We start from the raw sequence: 26,033 nt of genomic DNA on the forward strand, positions 1-26,033 counted from the left end.
CTTTACAGCATGTGGTTTTGTTTATTGCAAGAGTACCCTGCTCTCACTGTAATGGAGATAGCCAAAGACAAATTGTCTTTGGCTTTCATAATATGATACCTTGTTCTTTTATCCTCTTTTCAGTTCCTCTAACTTCTGTTGCATTTCTTGTTCTGTTTCGCGAATGACGGTATTTACATCTTTTCCTTCATATAAATCGTACATATGTTTATGAATAATCTTCGTCATTTCATGATGATAATCGGTAGGCGTGAACCATTTCGGCTTCAATTTGAATATGGCTTCTACATTCTTCCCGTCGTAGATCGGTACAGCGCTGCCGAATACCTTCTGCACGGACTCTGTGGTCAAGGGAGACAACTTGCCGAGCTTGCTCCATTCCAGTTGCACTTCTTCCGATAACAGGGATTGAATCAATTGGAAGGCTTCTTGTTTATGCTCGCTTGTTTTGGCAATCATTAATGCCCGGCTGCCCCCGTAACCGTAGGTCCCCGGAGAATCCTTATGCTGCGGGAAAGTGACCATATCCCATTCGAATGGGCTTTGCACCGCCATAAGCTGATTCGTAATATCTGATGTAGCGATCATCGCTTGTGTTCCCTGCAGGAACAATTCTTTGCTGAAATCTACCTTCTTCATCGGCTGATTGCCTTCAATCGACGTAATGGTCTTGAATAATTCATAAGCCGGCTTCCACTTGTCAATCATAGGCTGCATAGCAGTAGGATCCAATGTGCCATCGCTCACTTGAAGCCCGATACGCGATACGTTCTCCACATTCAACCCTTGATATTGTACGGAACCGTCTGTACGAGTCAGAAGCTTTGCCAAATCAACGACATCTTCCCAATACATGCCGTCTGTCGGATAATCCACTCCGAATTTGTCGAATATTTCTTTATTATACCACAGTACATTGTAGTTCACATAATACGGAATGGCGTATATTTCTCCTTCTTGACCATACGATTCGACAATTTTCATGATATTCGACTCCAATGAGCCTAGATCGAAGTTATTCTCTTTTACAAGCGTCCTCAGATCATAATATAGTCCTAATTTCCCATAATTCGTCAAGTCGTGCACCGTGCCAATAAGAATATCTGGAATATCTCCTGCCGCTACCAGATCTTGAATACGCATGCCTTCCGCCGGTTTTATTCTTTCCAGCGTAATATGAGGATGTGATTTCTTAAGAGGTTCGACGAAGAATTGTTGGAAGTCATCGTCGGACGGCATGTTAGGCCAATGCGAATACACCTTGATTGTCACAGGCTCAGGCTTCTCGTCCTCCGCCGCTTTATTGGAAGGTTCGCTGGTTGTAGCAGCTTTTGTAGGCTCAGGAGTTCCTTTGGATGCATTTGGTTCCGCTGGCTCGTTCGAACAAGCAGCGAACAGCATCATGACAATGAGCAGGAGTATCGCAACAGGTGCAAATTTACGTTTATTTGTATACATTTTCTTGTCCCCCCGTATGAAAGTTAGTGTTTCCAAGCATCCAGAGCAAAGTCGGTGCTATATGGACTTGTTGCCTGGCTTGAAATGTTGGCAATTCGCAGAATAATTGTGTTGGAGGCTGAAATATACACATTGCTCATCAGGCCCGCAGGCATGACGGTCTTGGCTGTTGCAGCAATAGAGTCACCCGGTACCACACCATTCCATGTCACGATGAGATCATGCGTAGATTGCGCGGGTATGGCAGGAATTTGCTGCGTAATAAGCTGATTCATATGTTTTTTTATCGTGTCGCCGCCGCCGATTTTGGCCTGAGGAATCCCTACTGTCAAACTTCTCGCACTTCGTCTACTAAAATTCAATGTGACATCTTCCAGCGTATATTCGGGGAATAACTCAAAGGTGTCGTGCGCAACCGGCTCAATATTAATGGAGCCGCGGCGACCAGGCTTTCTTACACTTAACTTTTCCGACAAATGCCTTCTCGTTGACCATTGATCGAAATTGTCATATCCTTCAATTCGATTGGCGAAGCCTTCATCGATGTGGTTTTTATAAGCGGTGAGCGTACCTTGCAATTCCAAGTGATTGCCTCTTGAAGAATCGGTTAGTTTTAGATCGAAGGGTTGATTGTTTTCCATGAAAATTTTGCCGGCATTTGCCCTTGTTTCTATGATGGCGCCGCCCCCGCTGCACCCCCAGGCCTTGGCGTTCACGAATAAATGATGCCTGCTTTCCAACAAGTACCGGTCCTGGTTAGTTGGCGTTGACTTCAGACGGTATCCAGCGCCTTGGCATGCGACCACATGCGCATGAATAATGCCGTGATTGTTATCGTTATAATTAGCCGTGAAGTGCATGCCGTCACCGCCGCACCATCTTATAAGCAGCTTTTCAGTGGATAGATAAGGAGATTGCTCCCACACTACGCCATGACCTTTCAAATATTCGATCATGACGTTTTTGATCGATGTTCCGCCTTTCCTTCGCACCCCGTCATACCCGACAATGATACCGCTTCCACTTCCTTGTCCGGGAGGAAGCGAGCTGCCGTCGATCCAGAAATTCTCAATCAGGCATCTTTCCGACGCTTTAATGACATCTGTGTCCACCACAGGCTTTATCTTTGTTAGATAAGGGGCCGTCAAAGCCATCTCTTTGTTGACAATGATCGGAGCATTAATTTCATACTCGGTGTCGTTCGGGAAAAACAGCGTGCCTCTGGTCATACTATCAATGGCTCTCTGAATTCTCGGATTATCCACCGTTTCTCCGCTTTGTCTTGGAAAGTCGCTCATGGAGACGAAGTACTCATGATTTTGCATTTGGGCGTTAAGCTCGCTTAATTGCTGGGGGATGCCCTCTCCATTTGCTTCTGCACTCGCGAATACAGGAATAGCCCCTAGCGTAGTCCCGAGTGTCGTCCCGAGCCCTATGGCTCCCAGCCCTGCAAGTACCTCTCTGCGGCTCATATGCTTTGTTTTCTGCTTATCATTGCGATCATCCATTATTCAACCCCTCCTTCTTCATGATCATTGCGATAGTTACGGTTCGTGTTTGTAAGAAAATCATAACTAAAATGATAAGGAAAGAGAATTTGAAAATGTCTTTATTTTTTTGTCCATTTGTGTTTACTAGAACACGGGGCAGCGCTAGGACTTGCACTTATCTCGATATTTCAGCGGAGAAATGCCAAAGTACTTTTTGAATGCGCGGGAGAAGTAATACACATCCGAATACCCGACTGCCAAAGCGATATCCGTGACGTTTTTTTCCGTATTTTCGAGCATGCTTTGTCCGGTTTTCATCCGAAGCTGATGCAGATAATCTTTCGGTCTGCACCCTAAATACTTGTTGAACATCTTGGCATAATACGATCGGCTAACACCGAAGCGATGAATAATATCCATCACTTGAATGCCTTCGGGAAAGTACAGATTCATATATTCTTTACTCTTATAGACCAAGTCATAGGGATCTTGTATTTTATCGCTTTCCGGTTCCTGTGTTTGCAGTTTCTGAAAAAGCGTATACAGCAGAACAATCATATCCATCCCTTCGCTCTTATTAACAGTAACCTTCCTGTAAATACTGTTAAACAGACGCTGTAAAGTGTCGCAAAACCGTTTCTCCGCATAAGGCTTGCCGGGCGTGATGCCGACTTGTCTTAACAAATCCGCTGCCTGTAACCCGTTGAATCCAATCCAGGCTAATTTGAGAGGTTGCGTCGGATCAGCAATCGAGTATTGATGAGTCATGCCTGGAAATAAACAAAATAAGTCGTTAGAGCTCAATGTTTTTTCGACATCTCCCTGTTTAAAACGCAAGTGACCTTCCAAAATAAAATGCAAGCAATAGAAGGGAGCCGTTCTGGGACCGACAAAATAATTGGGCTTCACACTGGATTTTCCTGCTTTAACCAGCCAAACCCCGCCTTTTTGTTCCCAATCTTCGAGAGGATACATACTCTCGTTAATAAATTCAATATCGCTTTCCCTCATGCCTTGCACCCCTTTTCCTCGGAAATCGTCCATGCTTCATTGCCTCTGGCCGAATTTGTTCGGAAGATAGATGGTAAAGGTAGAGCCGACGCCCGGCTCGCTCTCAGCTTCAATGGTTCCGTTATGCGCCTCAACCAACGCCCTGGCGATACTTAATCCCAAGCCGACGCCCCCGCTGAATCGCGAGCGCGACTTGTCAGCCCGATACAGCCGATTGAAGATGTACGGCAGATCTTCTCTCGTAATGCCAATGCCGTCGTCCTTGCAGGTGAAGACGGTATACTCGGCTGTCCAATGGATGCCAAGCACGATATGTCCGCCGCTCGGCGTATATTTGATCGCATTAGAGACGACATTGGAATACACCTGCATAATTTTGTCGCTATCGACCTCACCGTAGCAAGGCACGTAGGACGATTCGAAGCGCATCCTGATCCCCTTATTCCGTGCCAGGGAGTCAAAATTATGGTATACCCGCTTGCCAATCCGAATCATATCGGTGCGAACGAACTTGATGGCGAAGCGGGCGCTCTCCGCCTCGGACAACCGTTCCAGATCGTTGACCAGGCGGGAGAGTCTGTCCAGCTCTTCATAAATCTCTTCCAGCTGCTCACGGCTCATATCATAGACGCCGTCTATCATCGCCTCGACATGCGACAGCGTGGAGGCAAGCGGCGTACGCAGCTCATGCGTCAAGTCTTCCATCAAGTGCTGGCGCCAATCCTCTTGCTTCTTCAGTTCCCGGTTCATCTCATCGAGCGAAGCAGCCAGCCTCCGGACCTCCTCTGGTCCTGACTGCTCTATGGACAGGTTGTGCCTGCCCATGCGGATCTGATGGGCCTTCTCGTTCAGACGGCTTAGCGGAGAGGAGAGCAGCTTCGCGATGAATAAGCTGATGAACAGCGATAATACGACGACGATAAAAAGCAGCAGCTGTGAGCGAATTTTCAGTTTCTTCTCATATTCGATAACTACCGGGCTAAGATCGTTATTCACACCCGTATAAGCGACGCGAACGTGCCCGATCAGCCGCCCTTCATATAGGTAGGGAAGCTCCACGGGTTCGGACAGCTTCAGCTCTCCGATATTGTCGAACATATCCAGCCATAGTTCCTCCCCCGAAGCATCAGCAAATTGCATGACGACGGCGCTCAGACTGGCTCGGCGCTGCAGCCACTGCTTCGTCTCATCGGACAAAGGTGTGCTGGCGATGTCGGCATTGCGCATATCGTCCATCAACCGGTAAGCGTGGTCCGTCAACAGATTCGATTGATAGCCGTCAAACATGCCGTGGAGATTGACGTTATAGAAATAAGACACCAGGCCGATAAAGAGCAGCGAATAACCGAAGAAAGCGACGAACAGCACGACTCTCATTTTGCGAAACCACCGAAACAGACTCCCCTTCATCGCTTAACCGTCCGGCTGCATGGCGAACTGATAGCCTTGCCCGACTTTCGTGACGACATATCTCGGTTCGGCGGCATCCGCCTCTATTTTTTTGCGCAGATTCCTGACATGCATATCTATCGTTCGGCCATCGCCTTGGAAGCGATAGCCGAGCACCCGGTAATACAAGTCACTGCGGCTGAACACTCTCTTGGGCTCGCACGCGACGATGGAGAGCAGCTTGAACTCCGTCTCTGTCAGATGCGCGCGAACGCCCCGCACGAGTACCTCTCTCGCGTCGAAGTCAACGATAAGACGTCCCTGATCGAACGAAGTGCGCGCCGCATGTGTATCTTGCCGTTCGATGACTGCCATTCGGCGGAACAACGCCTGAATGTGCGCAATCACTTCTTTAACGCGGAAAGGCTTCAGAATATAATCGTCGGCACCGATATGCAAGCCGTTAATTACATCGTCCTCGCGGGATTTCGAGGTAATCATAATGATCGGCACATTCGACTTCTCGCGAATGCGCGTGCACACCTCCTCCCCGCTCAAGCCGTTCAGCTTCAGGTCGAGTAATATTAAATCATACTGATTATAATCATGCATGGCGACCGCTTCGTGCCCATCTCCAGTGTAATCGTTCTCCCAGCCCTCTTTCTCCAGATAGGCCATCAGCACATGGCGTATTTTCGGCTCGTCTTCCACTACTAGAATGCGCACCCGAGCTCAACTCCCCTTCTTGGCGGTTTGGATTATAATAACCACTTTACTCCACCAATCCGGTTCTTTCCACCCCCTCTACGAACCATCGTTGTGTGAACGCATAGAGAATGAGCGGAGGCAAGATCACCAGGAAGGAAGTCGCCATCTTGATTGACTCGTCGAATATCGAAGGCCCCTCCTCGGCTTGCCGCACAGTCAACACCTCAGAGATCTGCGATAATCCCATCGACAGCGGCGTATTGTCGGAACTCATCAAGTACATGCCCGGTAGGTAGTAGTCGTTCCAGGTCCATACGAAAGCGAATAAAAAGACGACAATGCTGGCCGGCTTCGCCAACGGCAACATCACGCGGTAAAACGTTCGGAATACATTCGCTCCGTCCATCTTCGCAGCTTCCTCTAATTCCTTCGGCTGCGTCATGAAAAACTGACGGAAGATAATAACGAAAAGCGCTCCTTTCAATCCATGTCCGAATACAGCCGGCAGCAGAATCGGGATATAGGTATTGATCCACCCCATGCTGACAGCAGCTAACAGCGAAGGAAGCACAGTCGCCTGAATAGGGATGACGAAGCTTAACAACAAGCAGAAAAACCAAAACTTCTTAAGCGGAAACTGCAACCGAGCGAATGCGTAGCCGGCTACAGCGCAAGATACGGTCTGCAGCAAGGCCACCGAAGTCGTCAGCGACAAGCTGATGGTGAAGCTCTTGACATACTTCAGACTTTCCCACGCATCCTGAAGATGACCCAAGTATAGCGTTCTGGGCACCCACACGACCGAAGGATCCAGCAGGTCGGCAGTCCCTTTCATCATGTTGGAGATCATGTAGAGAATAGGACTTAAATAAATAAAAGCGGTATCGATCAGAATGACATAGATGAACAGTTTGAACAGCAAGCCTTTATCGGCCTCCAGCCCGATCACCGTTCTACGAACGTAATACAGCGGCGATCGCAATCCCTTAGGCTTGGCGAGCCGCGCCCGCTTCTTGAATAGCGAGATTGGATTCTCCAACTACCTCTCCCCCCTTGTCTTATCGATGAGTCGATTGATAAGATTTGATCAGTCTGGCGAATAACAGCATGACGACACCCAAAAACGTCAAAATAATTACCAGATAGATCCACACGAGCGCACTGGACTGGCCGTAATGCGTGTTCGTCACCTTCGTAATGATCGGGTTGGTCGGAAACGTGAACAAGTCGACTATCGTGTAAAGCGTGTTGAGCATAATGAACGGCAGCATCCCGGGCAATGTAATCTTCCAGAAGGTCTCCCACGGGGAAGCGCCGTCGATCCTCGCCGCCTCGTATACGGAGGCAGAGATCGTCTGCCTTCCCGCCACAAAGATGAGAATTTGCACGCCTGAATACCACAGAACGAGCACGAAGGAATCCATCACCCCTATAATCGGTTCGGCTAATCTCGGACTTACCGCTTCTCGGATGTAGAAGGCGATGTTATATCGTTCCAAGAAGCCGAGATCGCCTTCGCCTTGCGTAAGAAACTCATTGACGATCTGACCCGTTGAGAAGATAACCGGCAGGAAGAAGATAGTGCGGAACAGGCCGCGTCCCTTGAATTTCTGATTGAGCATAATCGCTACGAGCAACGAGAATATGACGATGATAGGTATCATCAGCAGCGCTTGCTGCAAGAACGGAATCAGATCGTTGTACAGGACACTGCCATTCGTGAATAAAATATATTGATAGTTTTCCAAGCCCAGAAACGTCATTTTGATGCCGTCCGCCAGCACCTTCACATCATGAAAGCTCATATAGAATGAATAGCCGAGCGGAAAGGCCATAAATAACAGAAAACCGCTCACCCATGGCGCAATAAATAACGAGCCTTCCAGCCGACGCAACGTCGATGCCTTCATTCTCCTCATCAGTCGTCAGCCCCTCCCTGTACAACGGTAAAATCCTCGGCGCCGACCCGTATGCCGTCTCCGGCATACGGATACCGATTGTAGTTGACAATGACGCTCTTGCCGCCCGAATAGGTCGTTGCAAATACACCGTCCGCCAATTGCCTGTGATCGACGATATATTGATCCTGTACATCGCCGAGCGCCATGTTGTAACGCTGATATTCCTTCACAGCAGGGGACGCCCAATTCGCGTATTCGGAGCTGAATAACTGGATGCCGTAAGCGAACCTCAGCTTCTCAGATTCATCATGCGTCAAGATGAACGACGGTACGGCGCCGTATTCGATATCCTTCAAGAATTGCTTGTGATATTCGTCTCGTTGATTGGCATAGGAGGACGAATAGGATACGAGACCGTGCAGGGCAATCTGGGCGAAGGGCACCGCTCGATCCGAGAATACATCGTAGGAATAATCGCTGGCCAGATGGTAAATATGATCCATAGAAGCATTGACATAGTTGTTCGTAGAATTGCCGCCTACTAATGGGAACTGCTCACTCAGTTCATCGGCCATGCGCTGCTGCAGCTGCTTCGACTCGGTGCGTGTTCCGCCATATCGGGTGTTGAAGTCGCTGGCCAGCCGACTCCCGATACCTCCCAAGACGATGCCGTCCACGCCAAGCTCCTTGTAGAATGCCATATCGTTCTCCATCACGTGCTGGGCGCGCTGCAAGCTGACCAAGGAAGCATCATTACTGCTCCAGTAGGCATCTCTAAGCGTCGTCCCGGACATATTCCTTACAGCGTGATGGCGCTCGCTGAAGCCGTCTTCCCCCGTATTGTTCAACGTATAATCGGCTCCCAGCATAACGGGAAATCCGAGCGAATGGGCGTAATCGATAAATTTTTTCATGCCCGAACCGCCGCCCAGCCGTCGATCTACGCTATCGTAACCGCCGTAAGAGCTGTAACCGTCATTCTGCCAGCCGGTATATTGAATCTGCATCTTCTCCACGCCAAGTCCATACAATCTCTGCACGATCTGCATCGCTTGCGCGGTCGTTGTCGTTGGCAGATAGGAATCTGTAACGAGCCCCGACTGCCTGTCGGCTCCGACGATGGTCAAGTGCAGCGGCAAGTTGCCGTCAGAGGCCTCTATGCGCGAATAGCCGTCTTCTTCCAGCAGATACTGGCGGTAGCGTGCAGCCATGCCGACGTAATCACTCTCATCCCCTTCCAAAAAATAATAGCGGACGGAACGATTAGCAGCGAAGCGCTGATCTTCATTGTAAGCTGCAAAACCCGACTCCCTGCTGCGGTTCGTAATTTGCAAAAAGGTCGATCTGTAGCGATTTTGAATCGTAATCCAGTTGTACTGACTGTATACCCCAGCCGGCGATGCTACAATCTCGCCATATTCCTCCCCTTCAGTCACTATGGCCAGCACCGCCTTATCCCCGGATTTCACCCCGTAGACAGGCATGGAGATCGGTTGCCGCGAACGCTCCATGCCGTTGATGAAGGAAGGGTCTTCTCCATATATAGCCCCCTGGAAAGTTCTCGTCTGATTCTCCTCCGGCTTATTGAAGGAGATAAGCGCACCTGAGCCGTCCGGTATGAATAGGTAACCTTCCTGACCAACGGAGTGAACCCCGCCAAGGAAGGGGAACAGCCGCACCCAGATGAGACTGAAATTCTGCTCCTTCAAGCTTTCGTCAAGGATAGTCGTCTCCACGTAGTCATCCCCGATCCGAATCTGCACAGGGATGACCAGACCCAACTCCGGCAATTCATAATCGACGCGAATGCCTCCATCAATGCGCTTGACCTCCTGAATACGTCCGCCTGCACTGATGAAGTTCGTATCCTTGGGCTTCATTTGCCGTTGAGCGAAATCGGTATAACGGAGCATGAACGGCGATCGCAAGTGATCCTTCCATATCCCGCCAATCCCCTCATTCTCCCAATGCTCAGGCTCTGGATAAGATCTCCAGACGTGACCGCTTCGGCGATCATGCACGATGAAATGTCCGCTGACGGAATCAAATTTCAATGCCAGCGACTCCGACTCGGCAACCAGTTCGAAATCCGCTTCATCCGGGAGCTTGTCATGCGCTGTCATGGGGTGTTCTGTGCGTTCTACGCGATTCACCGTCTGAACCTCATCGGCCGCTGCTCTGAATTCGACATCGATCCGCGGGATCGCCATACCGAGCAGGACGAGCGCCAGAACGCCGATAATCGCTTGCGTCGCACTGGGCTTCCACTTCAGCTTCTGTGCGAACAGCTTCATCGCATATACACCTCCTGATACACTTCATAGATGAATATTCTCAGCTCATTCGTCAGTCCGATTACGATAAAAATAACAACACCGAGCACCAGCATCGAGAATATAGTGAGCGATATGTTCACGACCGTCTCTCCGACGGTGTAGCTGTGCAGGGACTGCACCTTCCAGAAAAACATCAGTCCCACCCATACATACATCCCATTGAGCAAATATTGATAAATCGCCCCTTCGGCTATCGTCATCGCATTGGACATCAGCGCAAGCGGAATGCCGATCAGGACGAGCGGAACCAGTGCGTAGGCGCTGCTGATGAACACATCCTTGAACCGGCCCTCCCCCCTGTAGATGGAGCTGATCAAATAGTTGCACACCACCCAGGCGAACCAGATCAGCAGAAATTGCAAGCCGATCTTGATAATATTGATATCTACTGCCAGTGTCTTGTCGAAGGTGAAGCTAGTATACAACTTCCCGATCACTAGAGCGCCGTAGACGACTAGCAGCATAACGAACGCACTGCCGTAGCTGGCTTTATTCTCGAAGCGAATTGCCGTGAAGCCGTCGATCGGATGCCTAAGAATATACAGCGCGTGCTTCAGTTGCTGCACGATAAGCGGCGTGTGTCTGCTCTGCTTCCTGACATGGCTTCTGCCTATTCTTTTCCTCACCTTATCGATCAGCCATAGAAGAACAACGGACGAGAGGAACAAGGTAGCGAACAGAGAGAAGTTATTCTGGAACCACTGCAGCCGCACTTGCCAGAAGGCGTCCGAGTACCCCTTCTGATGCCCGGCTTGCTCGAACAGCTCCATCGCTCTGGAATAATCCCCCTTCTTGTAAGCCGCCTTGCCCAGGCCGAGCATGGCAGGGGTATACAGGCTGTTCAGCCTCAGCACTTCTTCCCAATACGACTCGCTTTCTTCATAGTAGCCGTTCAGGGTCAATTCATTCGCTGTATACACCAGCTTGCCGAATTCGGATAGCTGCAGGACCTGCAGTACATTCTCTTGATTGTCCAATAGGAACAGATCGTTGCGAGAGTTGACATCTACCGCAATAGGATTACGGACAAGACCGAGCTGTGACGAATCCGTGGAGCTTGCGCCTCCCCAGAAGAACAACAAGTTGCCATTGGCGTCGTAATGGTTGATGAACTTGTAAGAGGAATCCACCGTAATGACATTGCCGTTGTCGTCTATCGCGGCGTCGTTCAGGATCGGATTCACTTTCTTCCGATTCACATACTTGTTTTCTATCGTCTCGGCGAATTGCAAGCCGGAGTCGCCGCCAGCCGCGTACTCATCAGAAGTGACCAGAATGTTGACACCTTCGTAATTCAAGCGCTTCACCTGATTCCTGAGCACTTGATCGCTCGAAGAGACGGTATAAATGAAGCCTTGCGGCCCCGTCGCAACATTAAGAATCGGCGGCGGCAGCTTGCTCAGCTCGTTCGCATACATCTCGCGAGTGTATACGGCGCGCTTGAATGCGTCAACGACCGAGAAGGGGGTCGGATTGGCGCCGTAGAATCCGGCGAAATTCCCCTCTTGATCCAGTTGAATCAAGCCGTAGTAGCCGCCGAGCGTATTAATGTACAAGTAACCGCGCTTGTCGACCACGACCTTGTACGGATCGTACTTGTAATCGTCAGGCAAAAACTTCGAATCCGGACGACCCAGCGCCCGTATGAACTCCCCGTCCGCATTCAAATGCACAACCCGATTATTCCCCATATCGGCAATGTACATGTCTCCGCTATCCGTCACGAAGATGCCCTGCGGCATATGAAGCGGCGTATGCCGCTCATCGACGGTTATGATTCGCACCAACTCCCACTGCGCATCGTAATGGACAATCCGTTGATTCCCCGTATCGACGATATAGACATGATCATTCGCATCGACGAATACGTCCTGAGGATCGGCCAGCGGGGACGACTTCATCTGTCCCGGCTGGTCGGGATCGGGAAGTTGCAGCTGATTGCCCAGCACCTTGACCGGAGTGTAGACGGGCTGAGTCCAGACCAACGCATTGTAGCTGTCCTTCGTCCACGTGGAGTAGATGACTTCCGCGTGCGCCCGCATCGGCAGGACGGAGAGTGTGATAGCGAGAATCAGGATACCGACAGCAATGAATCTTGCTTGTATGCACATGCGTATCATACGTACCTCCGTCATTATTTAATGCCCGAATGCGCCATCGTAGCAATCACCTTCCGCTGAAATACAAGGAAGATAATCAATGCCGGCACAAAGGTAATGAGAGTAGCCGCCGCCGCCGCACCTTGCCTGGCTACTGAATTGGTGAGATTATTCAACAGCGTCGAGAGAAAGAACGGGAACGTCTTCATCGCATCATCGGTCATGAACAACATCGAAGTCTCCGTATTGGACCACACCTGCTGAAATTGAATAATCGCGATCGTAGCCGCCGCCGGCATGCAGACAGGCATGACGATTCTAAGGAACAACATGAACTCCCGAGCGCCGTCAATCTTGGCCGCTTCAATAATTTCATTAGGCACCTGATCCATGAATTGCTTCATCAGGAACACCCCTACCGGTGCGGCGACATGCGGGAAAATATGCGCCCAGTACGTATTGATAATTCCTAGATTAGAGATGACCACATAACGTGGAATGGCCATCGTCTCCGGCACGAACATCAGCGATACGATAATGGTCATGAAGATGAGGTCGCGACCGGGGAACTTATGCTTGGCCAGCGGGTAGGCGCACATCGCGCTGATCACGACTACGGCGACCGTAGCGAACACGGCGATAAGCACACTGTTGAACAAGTACCGCGAGGCGGGAACGACGGATTCGCTCGTGATAACGAACAACTCCGTAAAGTTCGACAGCGTCGGTTCCATAACCAGGATGTTCGGCGGGAAGATGAACAATTCCGAGTAGGGCTTCAGCGCGTGATTGAAAATGTACACGAGCGGGAGCAGCATGAACACACCGATGAACAACAGCAGGACGAAAAGAAATTTCTGCGTGCGATCCCAGCCGAACAGCTTCTTGTCTCTACGAAACGGAAGCTTAAGCTTCTCTGTTGCATACTGCAGTCTCACCCTTCATCCCCCCTCGTCCCGAACAGTCTCCAGCTTATCCGATTCGCGATAAATATAATGATTAGCAGCACGACGGACAATGCCGAAGCATACCCCATCTCGAATCGAACGAGCCCGTAGTCCTCAATATGATTGACCAGCGTATGACCGGCGTATTGCGGCGTCGGGAATTGTCCTGACAAATCAACGCCAATATTGCCTGCTTTGAACGCCCCTACGATCGCCATGACGGCAGCGAACAGCATCTGCGGCTTCATCGCCGGAATCGTAATGTACCATACCTCCTGCAGCCGATTGTTAATGCCGTCGATTCTGGCCGCTTCATACAGTTCGGGATTGACATTCAGAATGCCGGCGAGCATAGCCAGGAAGCCAATGCCGGCGCTGGACCAGAGCGTGACTGCGATCATCGAGTCCATCAGATAAATCTTATCCAAAGTCCACAGCTGCGGCTCATCGATCCAGCCCAGCTTCAACAGCAAGCTGTTCAAGTAACCTAACCGATCGCCGGATAACAACGGTGTCCAGATGACCGCCATGGCGGTACCGGCCGTCAGGGATGGCGCATAGATGGCTAAGACGATCCATAGCCTTACCTTATCGGGAATCTGGGCGATCAGCCAGGCCAGTATGAACGAGGCTATATAGCCGCCAGGCCCCACAATGAGAGCGAACTTAAGCGTGATCGGCAAGGCATGCTCCAGCAGCAATATATCCTGCGACAGCAAGTATTGATAATGCCCCCATCCGTTCCATACAGGCGATTGAATGGCATTGAAATACGTAAAGCTTAAAGCGATAGCGACGATAACAGGAATGAGAATGAATATGGTGAAGCACAGGAGAAAGGGCGCCATAAAAGCATAGGAGTGGCGAGACCGCCACATCGACTGCAAGAGCAGCTTCACCCTCCCCGACCTGGCTGGCTTAAGGGGCATATCCGTCGATAACATAACGCTGCACTCCTTCCCACGGCTTATCGATGACAGGGAACTCGAATGTCTTCACCACATGACCGAGCTTGTCACGATAGCCGAATTCCTGTTGCTTGCGCATCAATTCACGATTAATATTCACAACCGCGCCCTCCAGCGATGAGCGATAATTCATACCGTCGATGACCGTCCGGTTCCAGGCATTGTTCAATTCGCGCGGAATGAAGTAAGAGCCCGGAATGTTGATGATCGACTTGTACCACTGCAGCTGCTGCAAGATCGCCTGAAGCTCGTTCACTTCCCAGGGCAACTTCGTGAAAGCGTCAATATTAGCTGTGTTCCACCGGAACTGCACGCCGTAATAGCCTTCCAGACGAGAGCCGAAATCCTGCTGTGTCTGCGCGGACAGCCACCACTCCACGAACTTCCAGCCCCAGTCTTTATTCACAGATTTCTTGAACAGCATCGCAGACGTCTGCACGCCTCCTCCCGATTGGACTCCTCCTCCGAATCCGCCGAGCGTTTGCGACAGCATCCCCAGGTTGCTGCCCGCCCATCTCTCCGTGACACCTTCCTCATTCTTCATCCCCGGAATCGGCACCATGTCCCACCACCCTGTCAACTCCGGCGCGGCAATCTTCAGTTGCAAGTATTCGTTGAAGTCAGAGAAGCCGATCGGCATCGTCCCATCACGGAAGTGCTGGAAGAAGCTCTGTACCTGCTTGTCGATTCCATATATACCGTACAGCTCTGTCATCATCTTGAACGCTTGGAATGCTTCCGGGGAATCAAGCGCGGTCTGCATCCCGTCATCCGTATAGAACTTGGCCCCATGCTGATAGAAGAAAGCCAAGAAATCGGGAGGGATGAAAAAGTTGTATCCCTTCTGCTGAAGCACGGGCAGCATCTCGTATACATCTTCCCACGTGTCCGGCACTTGCAGTCCAAGTTGATCCAATATATCTTTGCGGTAAAACATCATTTTGAATTGCAGCGTCTCCGGCATAGCATAGATGCCGCCCTCGTAGTAATAAGGCTGCAGCGCACCCGGAGGGAATTTCTCCTTCAGCTTGTCGAATCCGGGATAGGCGGACAAGTCTTCAGCCGCATCACGAAACGCGAAATTGATTGGCCGGCCTTCCGAGATCCCGATGGCCACATCCGGCGATTTACCGGCCGCATTCGCCAGCACGATCAAGTCCTCGCGCGGAAGCAGATCGATTTTCACTGGAATGCCTGTTGCCGGTGTGAAGACTTGATCGGCCATCTCCTGCAGCAGATTAACGTAGTCGCGCCCGAAACTCATCCATACATTCAATACATCTTCTTCATTTTCCGACAATTTGTCCTTCTTTGTGAAGGAACGCCCGAAGTTCGCCACCTTCTCCTTCGAGTCCTCCCAGAAACTAGACTCCATTCGGGGGAATGGCACATCAATGGGCGCAATGTATAGGCGATCAAGACGCAAGGGATTCCGCAGCAAATTCGTGCGAAGCAACCCCATCTTGTTCATGACGATCGACAGCGATTCGATATGGTACGGAATATCATTGGGATAGTCCAGCATATCATCGATATCCTTCACGGACGTAAGCAGCGTCTGTGTATCGCCATCTTTCCTCCCGTTGGCTTCCAGCAGCATCTCGTGCATCGTCAATAGCTCTGCTCTGATCTGCTGCAGTTGTTGCGGGATCTCCGGGAAGTCGCCCGTAATATTCCATGTGCGGTTCATATCGACTTTATTGCCGGTCAGACCGCCTGTCAAAGCTGTCAAATCCCGGGACACCTTCCCGAGAGCGCGTATGGAACCATCCAGCAATTGGGATATGGCGGCCATCGGGGCTTGGGTGACTTCCATGGCAATCGTATGCTCTCCCTGCTCTAGATAGATTTCATAGGGCCGATTCCTCTCATCCCCCAGCACAATGCCTTGCCAATCGTTAGACTGCGGGAATCGATAGGCCAGGAACGGCTGAAAGGGCACCTCTCCATCAATATAAATCGTGCGAAAAGCCGCTTTATTGGAATACCAGGAGTTAAGGGCGCGCAACGCAATCTTATACCTTCCGCTCTCGGGCACTTCGAACTTCCAGGTGAGCTTCTCACCGCCCTTGCTCCAGTTGTTGCCGCCTATCGAGTTGAAAATAATGTCGCCACTCGCCTTGGGAGACATGAAAGCGGACTGATCGGAAGACATCTGCAAGGAGACTGATGTCTTCTCGTCCGCCTGCTCGGCCTCCACAATATGCACCTTGCCCGTACTCGCCGTCCGCTGCGGATACTGCTCGATCGCTTCCGCATATGCAGGCACCCGGGTCGGCGGGCGAAGTGTAAGCTCGTCGATAACGATCGATTCTGAGCCTTGCAGCCGAATAGTATATTCGCCTTCCGAGAACTTCCAGAGCAGCGGGAGACTGACAGCGTTCGACGAATCGCGGAAAGGAAGCTCCGCCCAGCGCTCAATCTCAATCGGCTGCGGTCGAATATGATCGCCGTAGCGATCCTTCTTCAATGGAAACTCATCGGCGAAATAACGCGGGAACGGTACGGCTCTTGCCTCGCGATATGGATAATGCCCGTCGATCGATACCGCCAGCACTGTCGGATAATACTGGCTAGTCTCCTGCGACGGATCAGTGTAAGCGTGATACGTCAAGGCCATCTCATATAAGCCCGCTTCCTCCACCTCCACCTTGTATTCAATCCAGTGGCTGGCATAATTCCGCCATATGAGCACGTCTGACTTCCCCTGATAGCTGCCTCCCCTTGCATCGGCAGCTTCCGATGTCGCAGTTACGCTCACTCCAGGAATGCGGATTATACTCGTCGCTTCCGGCACGCCGTCTGCCTCCCACTTCGCCAACGCATCGAGGTAATACCCGCCAAGCGCATCATAATCGTAGACGCCAAGCTTAGACTGCTCCCTATCCTCTGCTGCACTTGCGCTATCCGCAGCGGAGCTGCTCCTTGCCGTGACAGAGGCAGCCTCGGCGGCAACCGTGTTATTGTTCCTATGCGGCACCTCCGACGAAACCAGCATGCAGCTTAGCAATAGGATGATAAGCATATGAACGAGTACTTTTTTGAACGCTGCGCTTCGTTTACGTCTGTACATTCACCTGTCCCCCCTTCAGTCCGACAGCCGCTTGCCACTGTCCTTGTCGAAGAACAACGCTTTGCTCATATCAAAGGCGAAGTTCATCTTCTCATCCTCATCAAATTTGCGCATTGGATTTGTACGTATAACGACAGGATTGCTCGTTCCCGCATCGATGAACAGATAACGATCGGGCCCCATCAACTCGCTCAGCTTATGCATGCCTGAGACGACGGCGTCCGGATACGTCTCGAAGAGGATCGGCTCCAGACTGATGTTTTCAGGACGAATGCCAAGCACCACGTAACGATTGATCATCCCGCTTCGTCTCAAGCTTTCGGCTTTCCCTTCCGGTACGATCAGCGTAAATCGCCTCGTGTGAAATTCGATAACGCTTTCATTTCCCTTCAACTTGCCTTCAATGAAATTCATGGAGGGAGAGCCGATGAACTTGGCTACGAACATATTGTTCGGGAGATTATAGATATCTTCCGGCGTATCTACCTGCTGAATAAGTCCGTCCTTCATGACAACGATGCGATCCCCCATCGTCATAGCCTCCGTCTGGTCATGCGTGACATAGATCGTCGTCACATCCAGCCGCTTGTGCAGCTTGATTATTTCGGTTCTCATCTGCTCACGCAACTTGGCGTCCAGATTGGACAACGGTTCGTCCATAAGAAATACCTGCGGATTGCGCACGATCGCTCTTCCCAGCGCCACCCGCTGCCGCTGGCCTCCGGACAATTCCTTCGGCTTGCGCCACAGGTAGGGCTCAATCTCCAATATGCGGGCCGCACGCTTGACGGAAATGTCAATCTCACTTTTCGGCATCTTGCGCAGACGCAGGCCGAAGGCGATATTCTCATAAACGCTCATATTCGGATACAAGGCGTAATTTTGGAACACCATGGCAATGTCCCTGTCCTTGGGCGGCAAGTCGTTCACCAACTCCTCGTTAATGAAAACCTCCCCTTCGCTGATGTCCTCCAGCCCGGCGATCATTCTGAGCGTCGTCGACTTCCCGCAGCCTGAGGGACCGACAAAGACAACAAACTCCTTATCCTCGATTTCCAGGTTGAAATCCTGTACGGCAGCCCTGTCCTCTTTGTCGTAACGCTTGTAAACATGATTGAACAATATACGCGCCATTTTTTCACCCACCTCGCTTCATACAGTACATAGCTGCAACATTTCACAGCAATATAGAAGTAAATGCCATGTGAAGTTCCTCTATATTAATTGTAAGAAAATCGTGTAAAGATGGTGTAAAGATTGTAAGCGCTATCTTATACTTGATGCCCGCTACGCAAAAAGAGACAGAATGAGGGGCTGCCCCTTCCTGTCTCTTACTCTATTTCAAATGCACACAGACTTGATGCTAACTTGTCAGGTATCAGGAAAGTTACGCTTATACCCAAGCGTTATTGGCATATCCGCGCTGCTCCCAGTATCCGATATGCTCCCCTTCAATGAGTTGAATGCGGGCGAGCCACTTAACCGACTTATAGGCGTACATCTTCGGCATAATAAGCCGCACCGGACCGCCGAGATCGCTGGGGATCGGCTTGCCGTCGTGCATGACCGCCACCATCGCATCATCGCTTGCCAGCTGCTCCAGCGTAATTCCCGTCGTATACACCCCATCGCCTGAATAAAATATCGCCGACTTCGCGCCTTCCTTCACCCCCGCCCGCTCCAGCAGCTCCTTCAGCGGTATCCCTTCCCAAGTATTGTTATAGACCGACCAGCCTGTCACGCAGTGGAAATCGCTCACCTGCACGGAACGCTTCAACTTCACGAACGCCTCCCAGTCCCACTTCTCCGGGCGCTCTACCAGGCCATCGATGGAAAATGACCAATTACCGTTATCAAATGCAGGTATAGGGGTGACGGAGTAGACGCGAAAATGCCCCTCGGCTCCGCCGCCGATCGGGGGCAGCGAGTCCGGCTGAGGCTGAGGCGCGGGCAGCAGCGCATTGGCATCCTTCTCCACCAGTTCTTCGATAATCGCTCCGCTTCCGCCGCTGCCGAGAGATCTGCCCAGCCACTTGAAGAAGGACGGCCCTACCGCAGCGATAAGCGCTACGCCAATCGCCCCGCGAATGAAGCCTCTTCTTGTGTAGAGAGGCTGAGGCGCGGCAGGATGCAGCACGTGCTTATGCCGGCGCTTCTCCTTCATACGTTCGGAATCGCGTAGCCCGTCGCTCGACGAGTCCGAGCTCTCCGTCGCAACGGACGGGGCTGCACGCTGTCCCGGCTGCGGCTTGGCAGAGCTCTCCCCTGCCGTCTTGCCGATGCCTGCGCGCTCGCTTCCTTGTGCCTTGGCCGCATTCACCGTCCTTCTGGCGGGGTCCTTCAGCCACTTCATTCGAGTAACGGAATGATAGAGGATATAGGGAAGGCCGATCCAGGTAAGCAGGTCATGTACGACGAGAGCGGCATTCGAAGCTGCAGGGCCCGTCAGCCTGAACTGCCAGAGCACAACGCCGGATACGAACCAGCCAAGCAGGAAACCGATCACGATATAGACATTGGCTTTCTGCCGGGGCTTGCCCCGCAATCCCTTCCAATGCTTGCCCGCCAGCAGCAAATAATACAATATGGGCAAGAGCGAGGCCACTCCAACGGCAATATGCAGCCACTTGATCCAGACACGCACCTCTCCCAGCATTCCACGCAGCAAGCCGCTAATCAGCACAAGACCCGTTACGGCCAGCAATACGACAATCCACCCGTTCCAGGCATGCAGCGCTGCAAGCTTCTTGCCGTACCCCTTGCGCAGCTTCACTATCCATTCACGCATTCCGCCATCCTCCTCGTCCCTCTGTCATCAAGCTTGATCTAAGCTTCGTTCACAGTGAACCAGAAGCAGCTCCCTTGCCCCGATGACCGCCCCTCTGCGCCGATTGCTCCGCCATGTTGCTCCACTAGCAGCTTCGCGATCGACAGCCCCAGACCGGAACCGCCGCCCTTATCCCGGCTTCTGGAACGATCGGACCGATAGAAGCGCTGGAAGATGCGCTCCCGCTCCTCAGCCGGTACGCCTGCTCCTTCGTCCGTCACTTCAATTCGGATCATCCTCCAGGCGGCCTTGCCCGGCCCTTCCGCCCCATCCTCTGCTTGCAAGATCGATGGAGATGAAGCTCCTTCACACGCGACAATTTCAATTATCCCCCCACCAGGCGAGTAGCGAATGGCATTCTCTATCAAGTTCTGCAGAATCCGCAGCAAGTGCCGTGACGGCATGGCGACCGCGACCGCCTTCTCCCGCTCCGGCAGCTTCACCCGCAGCTGCAACGCCTTCTCATTGAGCTGCAAGGTAAAGCGTGGCAGCAGCTCAATGAGCACATCCTCCAGGACTGACGATTCTTCCCCGCCTTCTCCCCGAGACGTTGCGCCTCCCCGGCCGCCGGTATCCAGCGTCGACAACTCGAATACATCTCCGATGAGCTCACCCAGCCTGATCGACTCAGAGCGAATCGTCGCGACATAACGTTGAAGCGTAACCTCGTCGCGGATGATGCCATCCTCCAGCGCTTCTGCATAAGATTGCAAGGAAGCCAGAGGCGTCCGCAAGTCGTGCGCGATATTGGCGACGAGCTCGCGCTGTGAGCGCTCGGCCTCCTTCACCTGCTCGAAGCTTCTCTCCAGACTGGCGCCCATCGCATTGAACTGCCCGGCCAGCGCCTTGAACTCCGCCAGCCCCGCCGACTCGATTCGAGTCTTCAGCTCGCCGTCTGCAATACGCGAGGCACCTTCCTTCACTCGGCGGACGGAGGCTTCCAGCGGACGCACGAGCAGGAAGTGAAGCCCCGCCGACAGAATGCCTGCTCCAATCGTGGCCCCGCTTAACCACAGCAGCTGCTCCTTCGTCACCAGCATATATTGGAAGAATACGAGCAGCAGAATCATAATACAGGCGATACTTATACAGTTGGCCAGCAACAGGTAAGTCCGAAGCTTCATGGCGAACTCCCCTTGCCATCCAGTTTATAGCCGATTCCCCATATCGTCTTGATCCAGATGGGATCGGATGGATTCGGCTCGATCTTCTCGCGCAGCCTTCGCACATGAACAGTTACCGTCGTCGTGTCGCCCTCGAATGCGATATCCCATACGGCGCTAAGCAGCTTATTGCGGGAGAACACTTTGCCCGGGTAGGTCGCCAGCAATTGCAGCAGATCGAACTCCTTCGCAGTCAACTCCACTTCCTTGCCCTGCACAACCACTCTTCGCTCATCTGGGAAGATGGATAGCTCGTGGAAGCGCAGCTCCTCCTTCGCTTCCCGCTCCGTCGGCACGGTGCCCGAATCCGGCGTCTGCTTCCCCTGTACGGCTAAGCTGTTGCCGCTCATCCCTGATCTGCGCAATATATTCTTCACACGCAGCACCAACTCGCGCGGACTGAACGGCTTGGTCATATAGTCGTCCGCACCCATCGTCAGACCGAGCAGGCGGTCTGGCTCCTCTCCTCTGGCGGTGAGCATAATGATAGGCGTGTCGGCCACCTGTCTGATGGCATCGCACACCTCCAGTCCATCTCGGCGCGGCATCATCAGATCCAGCACGAGCAGATCGGCGCCATGCTCCCGCCATAAGGCGAGCGCTTCTTCCCCGTCTGCCGCCGCCAGAACGGAATACCCCTCCCGCTCCAGGTAGCGGCGGCATACATCGGTTATATTGCGTTCATCGTCAGCGACGATTATACGGGCTGCAGCCACACGTTCACCTCATCTCCGTATCGTCATTGTCATGCTGTCTTCATTATACCTTTGCAGGGAGGAGATTGAACGCCGCAAGACTACATTTTTTTCTGGTCCATCATGTCGTCCTTCTTCATCTCGCCGTCCATCATTTCGTCCTTCTTCATCTCGCCGTCCATCATGTCGTCCTTTTTCATGTCGTTGTCCATCATGTCGTCCTTCTTCATGTCATCCTTCTTCATGTCGCCGTCCATCAATTCGTCCTTCTTCATGTCGTCGTTCATCATATTACCATTGTCCGCCATCTCTCCGCTGCCCCCGTTGCACGCCGACAACGCCACCATCAGTCCTGCCGCCAATACAATCAACCATAGCTTCTTCATCATTCCGCTCTCCTTCCGTTATTGGCCTACCGCTTACAGGACCATCATAAGGAAGAAAGCTAACCATCCAAGAACGAATCCATTGCCATACCATTAGCAATACCTTACAAAAGTATTAACGCAGCACAGTGACCTCCTTCGCCCTCAATATTGGAGGTTCAGATAACAATACAAAAGATTGCTCATCGGGATAAACAACAACAACTTGCCCGATTTCCTTTGGCTTTTCCTGAAGCCACAGGTAATAGACAATCGTCACAGTAGCAACAACACCGAGTAGTAATAGTGCTATCGCCTTTCTTCTGCCTAATCTCATGTACAATTCCCTCATAAGAAAAACTGACAGAGTCCTTCATACTTATTCCAAATTCCAACCAAGGTCACATCGCCTACAGCCCAGCATTCGCCCACTTTCCTACCTCCAACCGAGGTCATACACTAGTCCGGACCGTATGCCCCTTTTCAACGCCAACTTCCTTCCTATTCCTCTACTTCTCCTTCACCTCAACAACGATGCTCTCCATCAATTTTCCGTCAACGTAAGGGAGCAGCCGCCAAATCCCGGGCTCGGGAAGCGACATGGAGCTAGGCATATGCCTGTCGGCCCCGTTGTTGGCCCCGCCCAGACTTCCGGCATGAAACACCTCAATAAGCTTCTCTTCCCCCTGCTTGACCGCCTTCACGATAAACTTCCCGTCCAGCAGCGCATCCTCGCCCCAGAAGTGCCACATATACTTATTGGCCTTGCCCGCTATGAATCCAGCATCGATAAATCCCGCTTTCCCTTCTACGCCCGTCAATTCAACATTCCCCGATTCAAAAGCGTCGCTAACCTCCCACGAAGGCTCTCCCGCCTGCAGCACAACATCCGCATACTTCTCTCCGTCCAGACTTACGTCATAGCGCCAAGCTCCCGGAAGCGGCAATGCAATAAAAGCCGTGTATCGCTCCAGTCCCTCATACCCGGAGCTTGAAGCCTCGATGAGATGAGGCTTCACGGCACGATCCGTCAAGCCCGTCTCGAGGTGAACGGCGTCAATGGACAGCTCCTTCCCCTTCAACTCTTCGAAAGGAGCCTTGAAGCTGAATATGTACCCGTAGCTCGCCCCCGCCTTCAATTCCGGATCGGGGAACACCTCCAGCAGCAGCTTATTCCGTTCGTTATACGCCTGACGCTGCTCCATCGGCATCAGAGGCGGCAGAGCCTTTCCCCCTCTGAACCAAGCTCCCTCCGCCGCCATAAATAGCAGCGCAGCGAAGAAGACAGCGCCCGCCGCCATAACAACTGCGCCAATTCGGCGTACTGGCTTAGAGCCGCCCGATTTTACCTTCTTCCTAATGCTTACCTTCAATTCCTCCGTAAAATGCGAGCTTCCAAAAGGAGACTGCCGAAGCTCCTCGGCCCAATCCGGCTTATTCCTGTCCATTGCTTAAATCCCCTCCTTCTCCGATTGCTTCAGCAGCGCTTCCATCCTCCGCTTAGCGCGGTGCAGGCGCGACTTCACCGTACCCTCCGATATATGCAGCGAATCCGCAATCTCGGCCATCGACAGCTCATAGTGGAACGCAAGCACCACTACTTCCCTATATTTCAGCGGAAGCTTCATTACTTGCTCCCACACTTGGCGAGAGGCTTCGCGGTCTAGTGCGACCTGCTCGGCTGAAGCGGAGGAAGGCTCCATATCTTTCTCCTTCTGCCAGCCAGTGCCCAGCACAACCTTGCGAATGAAGGAACCCTTCAAGTAATTGATCGCCTTGTTGCGCGTAATCGCCAGAATCCAGCCCTTCAAGCTGGACTCCCCTCGGAATGTGTACATCCGATTATAGACCGCCAGGAATACCTCCTGCGCTATATCGTCCGCCGCATCGCGCCTCTTCGTCAGGAAATATGCGAAGTTCCACACGTCATTGCCGTACTCCGCCATCAGTTCCTCCAGCACTGCCCCGCGGTCGTAACCCGAAGCCAAATACTGCAAATAATGCTTCTCCACCTTATTTCACCTCTATAAATAAGACCATGGAGCGGTACCGAAAGTTCCATTTCAACCCAAAAAACATAGATAACGCCTTCAGCTCCGTTAAAAAATGTAAATAGAAGTAACTTCATCACTCGTCGAAACGTCTAATCACAATAAAAGCATTCGGAGAAACGCACCGGTTCACCTTCAATGAAGATGATGCCGGCATGTGGTTCGAACATGTCATATTCGGAAAAAACATCCACTACCGGTTATAAAACGAGGAACTCGTCGCATCATTATCCGCACAAGTATCTCCCGGCATCGTGATTGGCGTGAATTGATATTTATTTTGGACTTGTTGAAGGGCAATTCCATCAGACGCTAATCAAGTTCATCCCGTTAATGGAATAGTCACTGGAAAACACAAAGCGCGGGTTCCGAGGTTAATCCACTCTCGAAACTCGCGCTTTCTTCATTGCACTCCATGCTCAGGGAGCTAGCGGCTTACTTATAATAAGAGCTAAGCGGGACGATGACGTCTGTCGGCTCCCAGATGTCCACTGGCAGGAACTCGATGTCCACACTTTCCACGCCGCCTACATCGATTTCCACCGTTGTCAGGCCGTCACGCTGATGAACAACAACGTTGCGTATTTCCTGATCGCCATTCAGAGCGCGGACAGTCATATCTGCATCCACCGCAATAACATTCAGATACAACGTCTGGAAGTCCTTCTCCGGCGTGAATGTCATTCTGGGATGATCGCCAGCAACTCCTTCCGCGTAATACACTTCCTTATAGTCCACACCATCGTATAGCGTGTAATCCCGCTCCGTCGTCAGCGTAAAGTCATAATACGGATCAATATCGTATTGGGAGACAGGCGTGCCCTCCGATTTCTCCCCCAGCAAGACCGTCATCGTCTCCGGCTCGTAGGCTACGGCTATATCCAATGCGGTCGCAACAGAACGAAGCGGAAGATAAGTCGTCCCTTTATACGTAATAGGCAGCACGTTCAGCCCGTCATCTGTCTTTGGAATCCATTTTACGCCATCCAGTTCAAATTGCAGACCGTGGTTCAAATTCGCCTTTATGGCCTCCAAATGCGAACTCGCATAAGCCCCTGCTGTTGCCCCTAGCGCTAATGTAGGAACGAGCAACATCGCAGCCGTCCATTTTTTCATCGATCGTCATCTCCTATTCATTATTAAAAAGAGTGTCTGGTCATGGGATGTGCGTCGTGCAGCCCTGCCGCGTACGCCGGGGCAATGATCATCCGGCAAGCGATAGCTCCTTTCTCCGTGCCGGCATACAGTCGCATCATCGCATGACTTGCACTTCGAAAGTAACATGGCCGTAGCCGAAAAAAACATAATCCAATGAAAGGATTATTTCGCGGAACGCCGCGACGGTAGTGAATCCGCCGCCGTTATCGCCCTCTCGCTGTATCGCGCTTTCTTGCCTCTGCGACAAAAAGCCCGCATGAAGCCGAAGCCGCCGCTTCGTTTCATTCGAGCATCTTGATGTATAGGAAACCTGTTCGTTGCTTTCTGCGCTCATGCCTGTGCATATGCCCTGCAACTACCAAACCCGCTACTCTCCGCACTCTAGCCTTTGCCA

The 26,033-nt window shown here is 51.8% G+C and carries 22 protein-coding genes; all 22 read right to left on the bottom strand.

The features are described from left to right. Positions 1-108 precede the first annotated feature (108 nt). Positions 109-1,458, bottom strand: coding sequence for an ABC transporter substrate-binding protein (locus M6D81_RS15885; protein ID WP_262677899.1), 1,350 nt, complete (start codon positions 1,456-1,458; stop codon positions 109-111). A 23-nt stretch (positions 1,459-1,481) separates the two neighbouring features. Then, positions 1,482-2,966: a hypothetical protein gene (locus M6D81_RS15890; protein ID WP_262677900.1), complete on the bottom strand. Its 1,485-nt coding sequence runs from the start codon at positions 2,964-2,966 to the stop codon at positions 1,482-1,484. 144 nt (positions 2,967-3,110) lie between these two features. After that, positions 3,111-3,992, bottom strand: coding sequence for an AraC family transcriptional regulator (locus M6D81_RS15895; protein ID WP_262677901.1), 882 nt, complete (start codon positions 3,990-3,992; stop codon positions 3,111-3,113). Between the two features lie 3 nt (positions 3,993-3,995). Further along, positions 3,996-5,336, bottom strand: coding sequence for a sensor histidine kinase (locus M6D81_RS15900; RefSeq protein WP_262677902.1), 1,341 nt, complete (start codon positions 5,334-5,336; stop codon positions 3,996-3,998). 36 nt (positions 5,337-5,372) lie between these two features. Further along, positions 5,373-6,074, bottom strand: a complete 702-nt coding sequence (locus M6D81_RS15905) for a response regulator transcription factor (protein WP_262677903.1) — start codon at positions 6,072-6,074, stop codon at positions 5,373-5,375. Positions 6,075-6,120: 46 nt separating this feature from the next. Continuing rightward, positions 6,121-7,095 (bottom strand): carbohydrate ABC transporter permease, encoded by a 975-nt coding sequence (locus M6D81_RS15910; RefSeq protein ID WP_410795746.1) that lies wholly within the window; start codon positions 7,093-7,095, stop codon positions 6,121-6,123. 19 nt (positions 7,096-7,114) lie between these two features. Beyond that, positions 7,115-7,975 (bottom strand): carbohydrate ABC transporter permease, encoded by an 861-nt coding sequence (locus M6D81_RS15915; protein ID WP_262677904.1) that lies wholly within the window; start codon positions 7,973-7,975, stop codon positions 7,115-7,117. Next, complete coding sequence (locus M6D81_RS15920; protein ID WP_262677905.1) at positions 7,975-10,251, bottom strand: DUF5696 domain-containing protein; 2,277 nt, start codon at positions 10,249-10,251, stop codon at positions 7,975-7,977. The genes M6D81_RS15915 and M6D81_RS15920 overlap by 1 nt, the downstream gene beginning before the upstream one ends. Next, positions 10,248-12,413 carry a YIP1 family protein gene (locus tag M6D81_RS15925; RefSeq protein WP_262677906.1) on the bottom strand — a complete coding sequence of 722 codons (2,166 nt, stop codon included), beginning with the start codon at positions 12,411-12,413 and terminating at the stop codon, positions 10,248-10,250. The genes M6D81_RS15920 and M6D81_RS15925 overlap by 4 nt, the downstream gene beginning before the upstream one ends. A gap of 14 nt (positions 12,414-12,427) precedes the next feature. Next, a complete protein-coding gene (locus M6D81_RS15930) occupies positions 12,428-13,330 on the bottom strand; it encodes a carbohydrate ABC transporter permease (protein WP_410795747.1) in 903 nt (300 codons plus the stop codon). Further along, positions 13,327-14,283, bottom strand: coding sequence for a carbohydrate ABC transporter permease (locus tag M6D81_RS15935; RefSeq protein WP_317259132.1), 957 nt, complete (start codon positions 14,281-14,283; stop codon positions 13,327-13,329). Before M6D81_RS15935 ends, M6D81_RS15930 begins: the two co-directional genes overlap by 4 nt. Continuing rightward, the gene (locus M6D81_RS15940) at positions 14,258-17,380 is read right to left on the bottom strand and encodes an extracellular solute-binding protein (protein WP_262677907.1); all 3,123 of its coding nucleotides are present in this window, start codon (positions 17,378-17,380) and stop codon (positions 14,258-14,260) included. Before M6D81_RS15940 ends, M6D81_RS15935 begins: the two co-directional genes overlap by 26 nt. A gap of 15 nt (positions 17,381-17,395) precedes the next feature. After that, entirely contained in the window at positions 17,396-18,514 is a 1,119-nt protein-coding gene (locus M6D81_RS15945) for an ABC transporter ATP-binding protein (protein ID WP_262677908.1), read from the bottom strand. Positions 18,515-18,773: 259 nt separating this feature from the next. Continuing rightward, on the bottom strand, positions 18,774-20,168 hold the full coding sequence (locus M6D81_RS15950; protein WP_262677909.1) for a molybdopterin-dependent oxidoreductase: 1,395 nt from the start codon (positions 20,166-20,168) through the stop codon (positions 18,774-18,776). A gap of 38 nt (positions 20,169-20,206) precedes the next feature. Further along, positions 20,207-21,331: a sensor histidine kinase gene (locus tag M6D81_RS15955; protein ID WP_262677910.1), complete on the bottom strand. Its 1,125-nt coding sequence runs from the start codon at positions 21,329-21,331 to the stop codon at positions 20,207-20,209. Then, a complete protein-coding gene (locus M6D81_RS15960; RefSeq protein ID WP_262677911.1) occupies positions 21,328-22,086 on the bottom strand; it encodes a response regulator transcription factor in 759 nt (252 codons plus the stop codon). The genes M6D81_RS15955 and M6D81_RS15960 overlap by 4 nt, the downstream gene beginning before the upstream one ends. 80 nt (positions 22,087-22,166) lie before the next feature. Next, positions 22,167-22,454, bottom strand: a complete 288-nt coding sequence (locus M6D81_RS15965; RefSeq protein WP_262677912.1) for a hypothetical protein — start codon at positions 22,452-22,454, stop codon at positions 22,167-22,169. Between the two features lie 112 nt (positions 22,455-22,566). After that, complete coding sequence (locus tag M6D81_RS15970; protein ID WP_262677913.1) at positions 22,567-22,767, bottom strand: hypothetical protein; 201 nt, start codon at positions 22,765-22,767, stop codon at positions 22,567-22,569. 172 nt (positions 22,768-22,939) lie between these two features. Next, positions 22,940-23,878 carry a DUF4871 domain-containing protein gene (locus M6D81_RS15975; RefSeq protein ID WP_262677914.1) on the bottom strand — a complete coding sequence of 313 codons (939 nt, stop codon included), beginning with the start codon at positions 23,876-23,878 and terminating at the stop codon, positions 22,940-22,942. Between the two features lie 3 nt (positions 23,879-23,881). Further along, complete coding sequence (locus tag M6D81_RS15980) at positions 23,882-24,442, bottom strand: RNA polymerase sigma factor (protein ID WP_262677915.1); 561 nt, start codon at positions 24,440-24,442, stop codon at positions 23,882-23,884. Between the two features lie 474 nt (positions 24,443-24,916). Further along, positions 24,917-25,597: a copper amine oxidase N-terminal domain-containing protein gene (locus M6D81_RS15985; protein WP_262677916.1), complete on the bottom strand. Its 681-nt coding sequence runs from the start codon at positions 25,595-25,597 to the stop codon at positions 24,917-24,919. 136 nt (positions 25,598-25,733) lie between these two features. Beyond that, on the bottom strand, positions 25,734-25,973 hold the full coding sequence (locus M6D81_RS15990; RefSeq protein ID WP_262677917.1) for a hypothetical protein: 240 nt from the start codon (positions 25,971-25,973) through the stop codon (positions 25,734-25,736). Positions 25,974-26,033 lie beyond the last annotated feature (60 nt).

The sequence above is a fragment of the Paenibacillus sp. J5C2022 genome, from assembly GCF_025567625.1.
GTDB lineage: Bacteria > Bacillota > Bacilli > Paenibacillales > Paenibacillaceae > Pristimantibacillus.

Bases quoted from the DNA above. Each gene is read 5' to 3' on its own strand.
- M6D81_RS15895 (WP_262677901.1), bottom strand. From the start codon at position 3,992: ATGGACGATTTCCGAGGAAAAGGGGTGCAAGGCATGAGGGAAAGCGAT.
- M6D81_RS15970 (WP_262677913.1), bottom strand. From the start codon at position 22,767: ATGAGATTAGGCAGAAGAAAGGCGATAGCACTATTACTACTCGGTGTT.
- M6D81_RS15965 (WP_262677912.1), bottom strand. From the start codon at position 22,454: ATGATGAAGAAGCTATGGTTGATTGTATTGGCGGCAGGACTGATGGTG.
- M6D81_RS15985 (WP_262677916.1), bottom strand. From the start codon at position 25,597: ATGAAAAAATGGACGGCTGCGATGTTGCTCGTTCCTACATTAGCGCTA.
- M6D81_RS15950 (WP_262677909.1), bottom strand. From the start codon at position 20,168: ATGCGTGAATGGATAGTGAAGCTGCGCAAGGGGTACGGCAAGAAGCTT.
- M6D81_RS15885 (WP_262677899.1), bottom strand. From the start codon at position 1,458: ATGTATACAAATAAACGTAAATTTGCACCTGTTGCGATACTCCTGCTC.
- M6D81_RS15945 (WP_262677908.1), bottom strand. From the start codon at position 18,514: ATGGCGCGTATATTGTTCAATCATGTTTACAAGCGTTACGACAAAGAG.
- M6D81_RS15890 (WP_262677900.1), bottom strand. From the start codon at position 2,966: ATGGATGATCGCAATGATAAGCAGAAAACAAAGCATATGAGCCGCAGA.
- M6D81_RS15925 (WP_262677906.1), bottom strand. From the start codon at position 12,413: ATGATACGCATGTGCATACAAGCAAGATTCATTGCTGTCGGTATCCTG.
- M6D81_RS15990 (WP_262677917.1), bottom strand. From the start codon at position 25,973: ATGAGCGCAGAAAGCAACGAACAGGTTTCCTATACATCAAGATGCTCG.
- M6D81_RS15920 (WP_262677905.1), bottom strand. From the start codon at position 10,251: ATGAAGCTGTTCGCACAGAAGCTGAAGTGGAAGCCCAGTGCGACGCAA.
- M6D81_RS15975 (WP_262677914.1), bottom strand. From the start codon at position 23,878: ATGGACAGGAATAAGCCGGATTGGGCCGAGGAGCTTCGGCAGTCTCCT.
- M6D81_RS15900 (WP_262677902.1), bottom strand. From the start codon at position 5,336: ATGAGAGTCGTGCTGTTCGTCGCTTTCTTCGGTTATTCGCTGCTCTTT.
- M6D81_RS15915 (WP_262677904.1), bottom strand. From the start codon at position 7,975: ATGAGGAGAATGAAGGCATCGACGTTGCGTCGGCTGGAAGGCTCGTTA.
- M6D81_RS15935 (WP_317259132.1), bottom strand. From the start codon at position 14,283: ATGTTATCGACGGATATGCCCCTTAAGCCAGCCAGGTCGGGGAGGGTG.
- M6D81_RS15955 (WP_262677910.1), bottom strand. From the start codon at position 21,331: ATGAAGCTTCGGACTTACCTGTTGCTGGCCAACTGTATAAGTATCGCC.
- M6D81_RS15940 (WP_262677907.1), bottom strand. From the start codon at position 17,380: ATGTACAGACGTAAACGAAGCGCAGCGTTCAAAAAAGTACTCGTTCAT.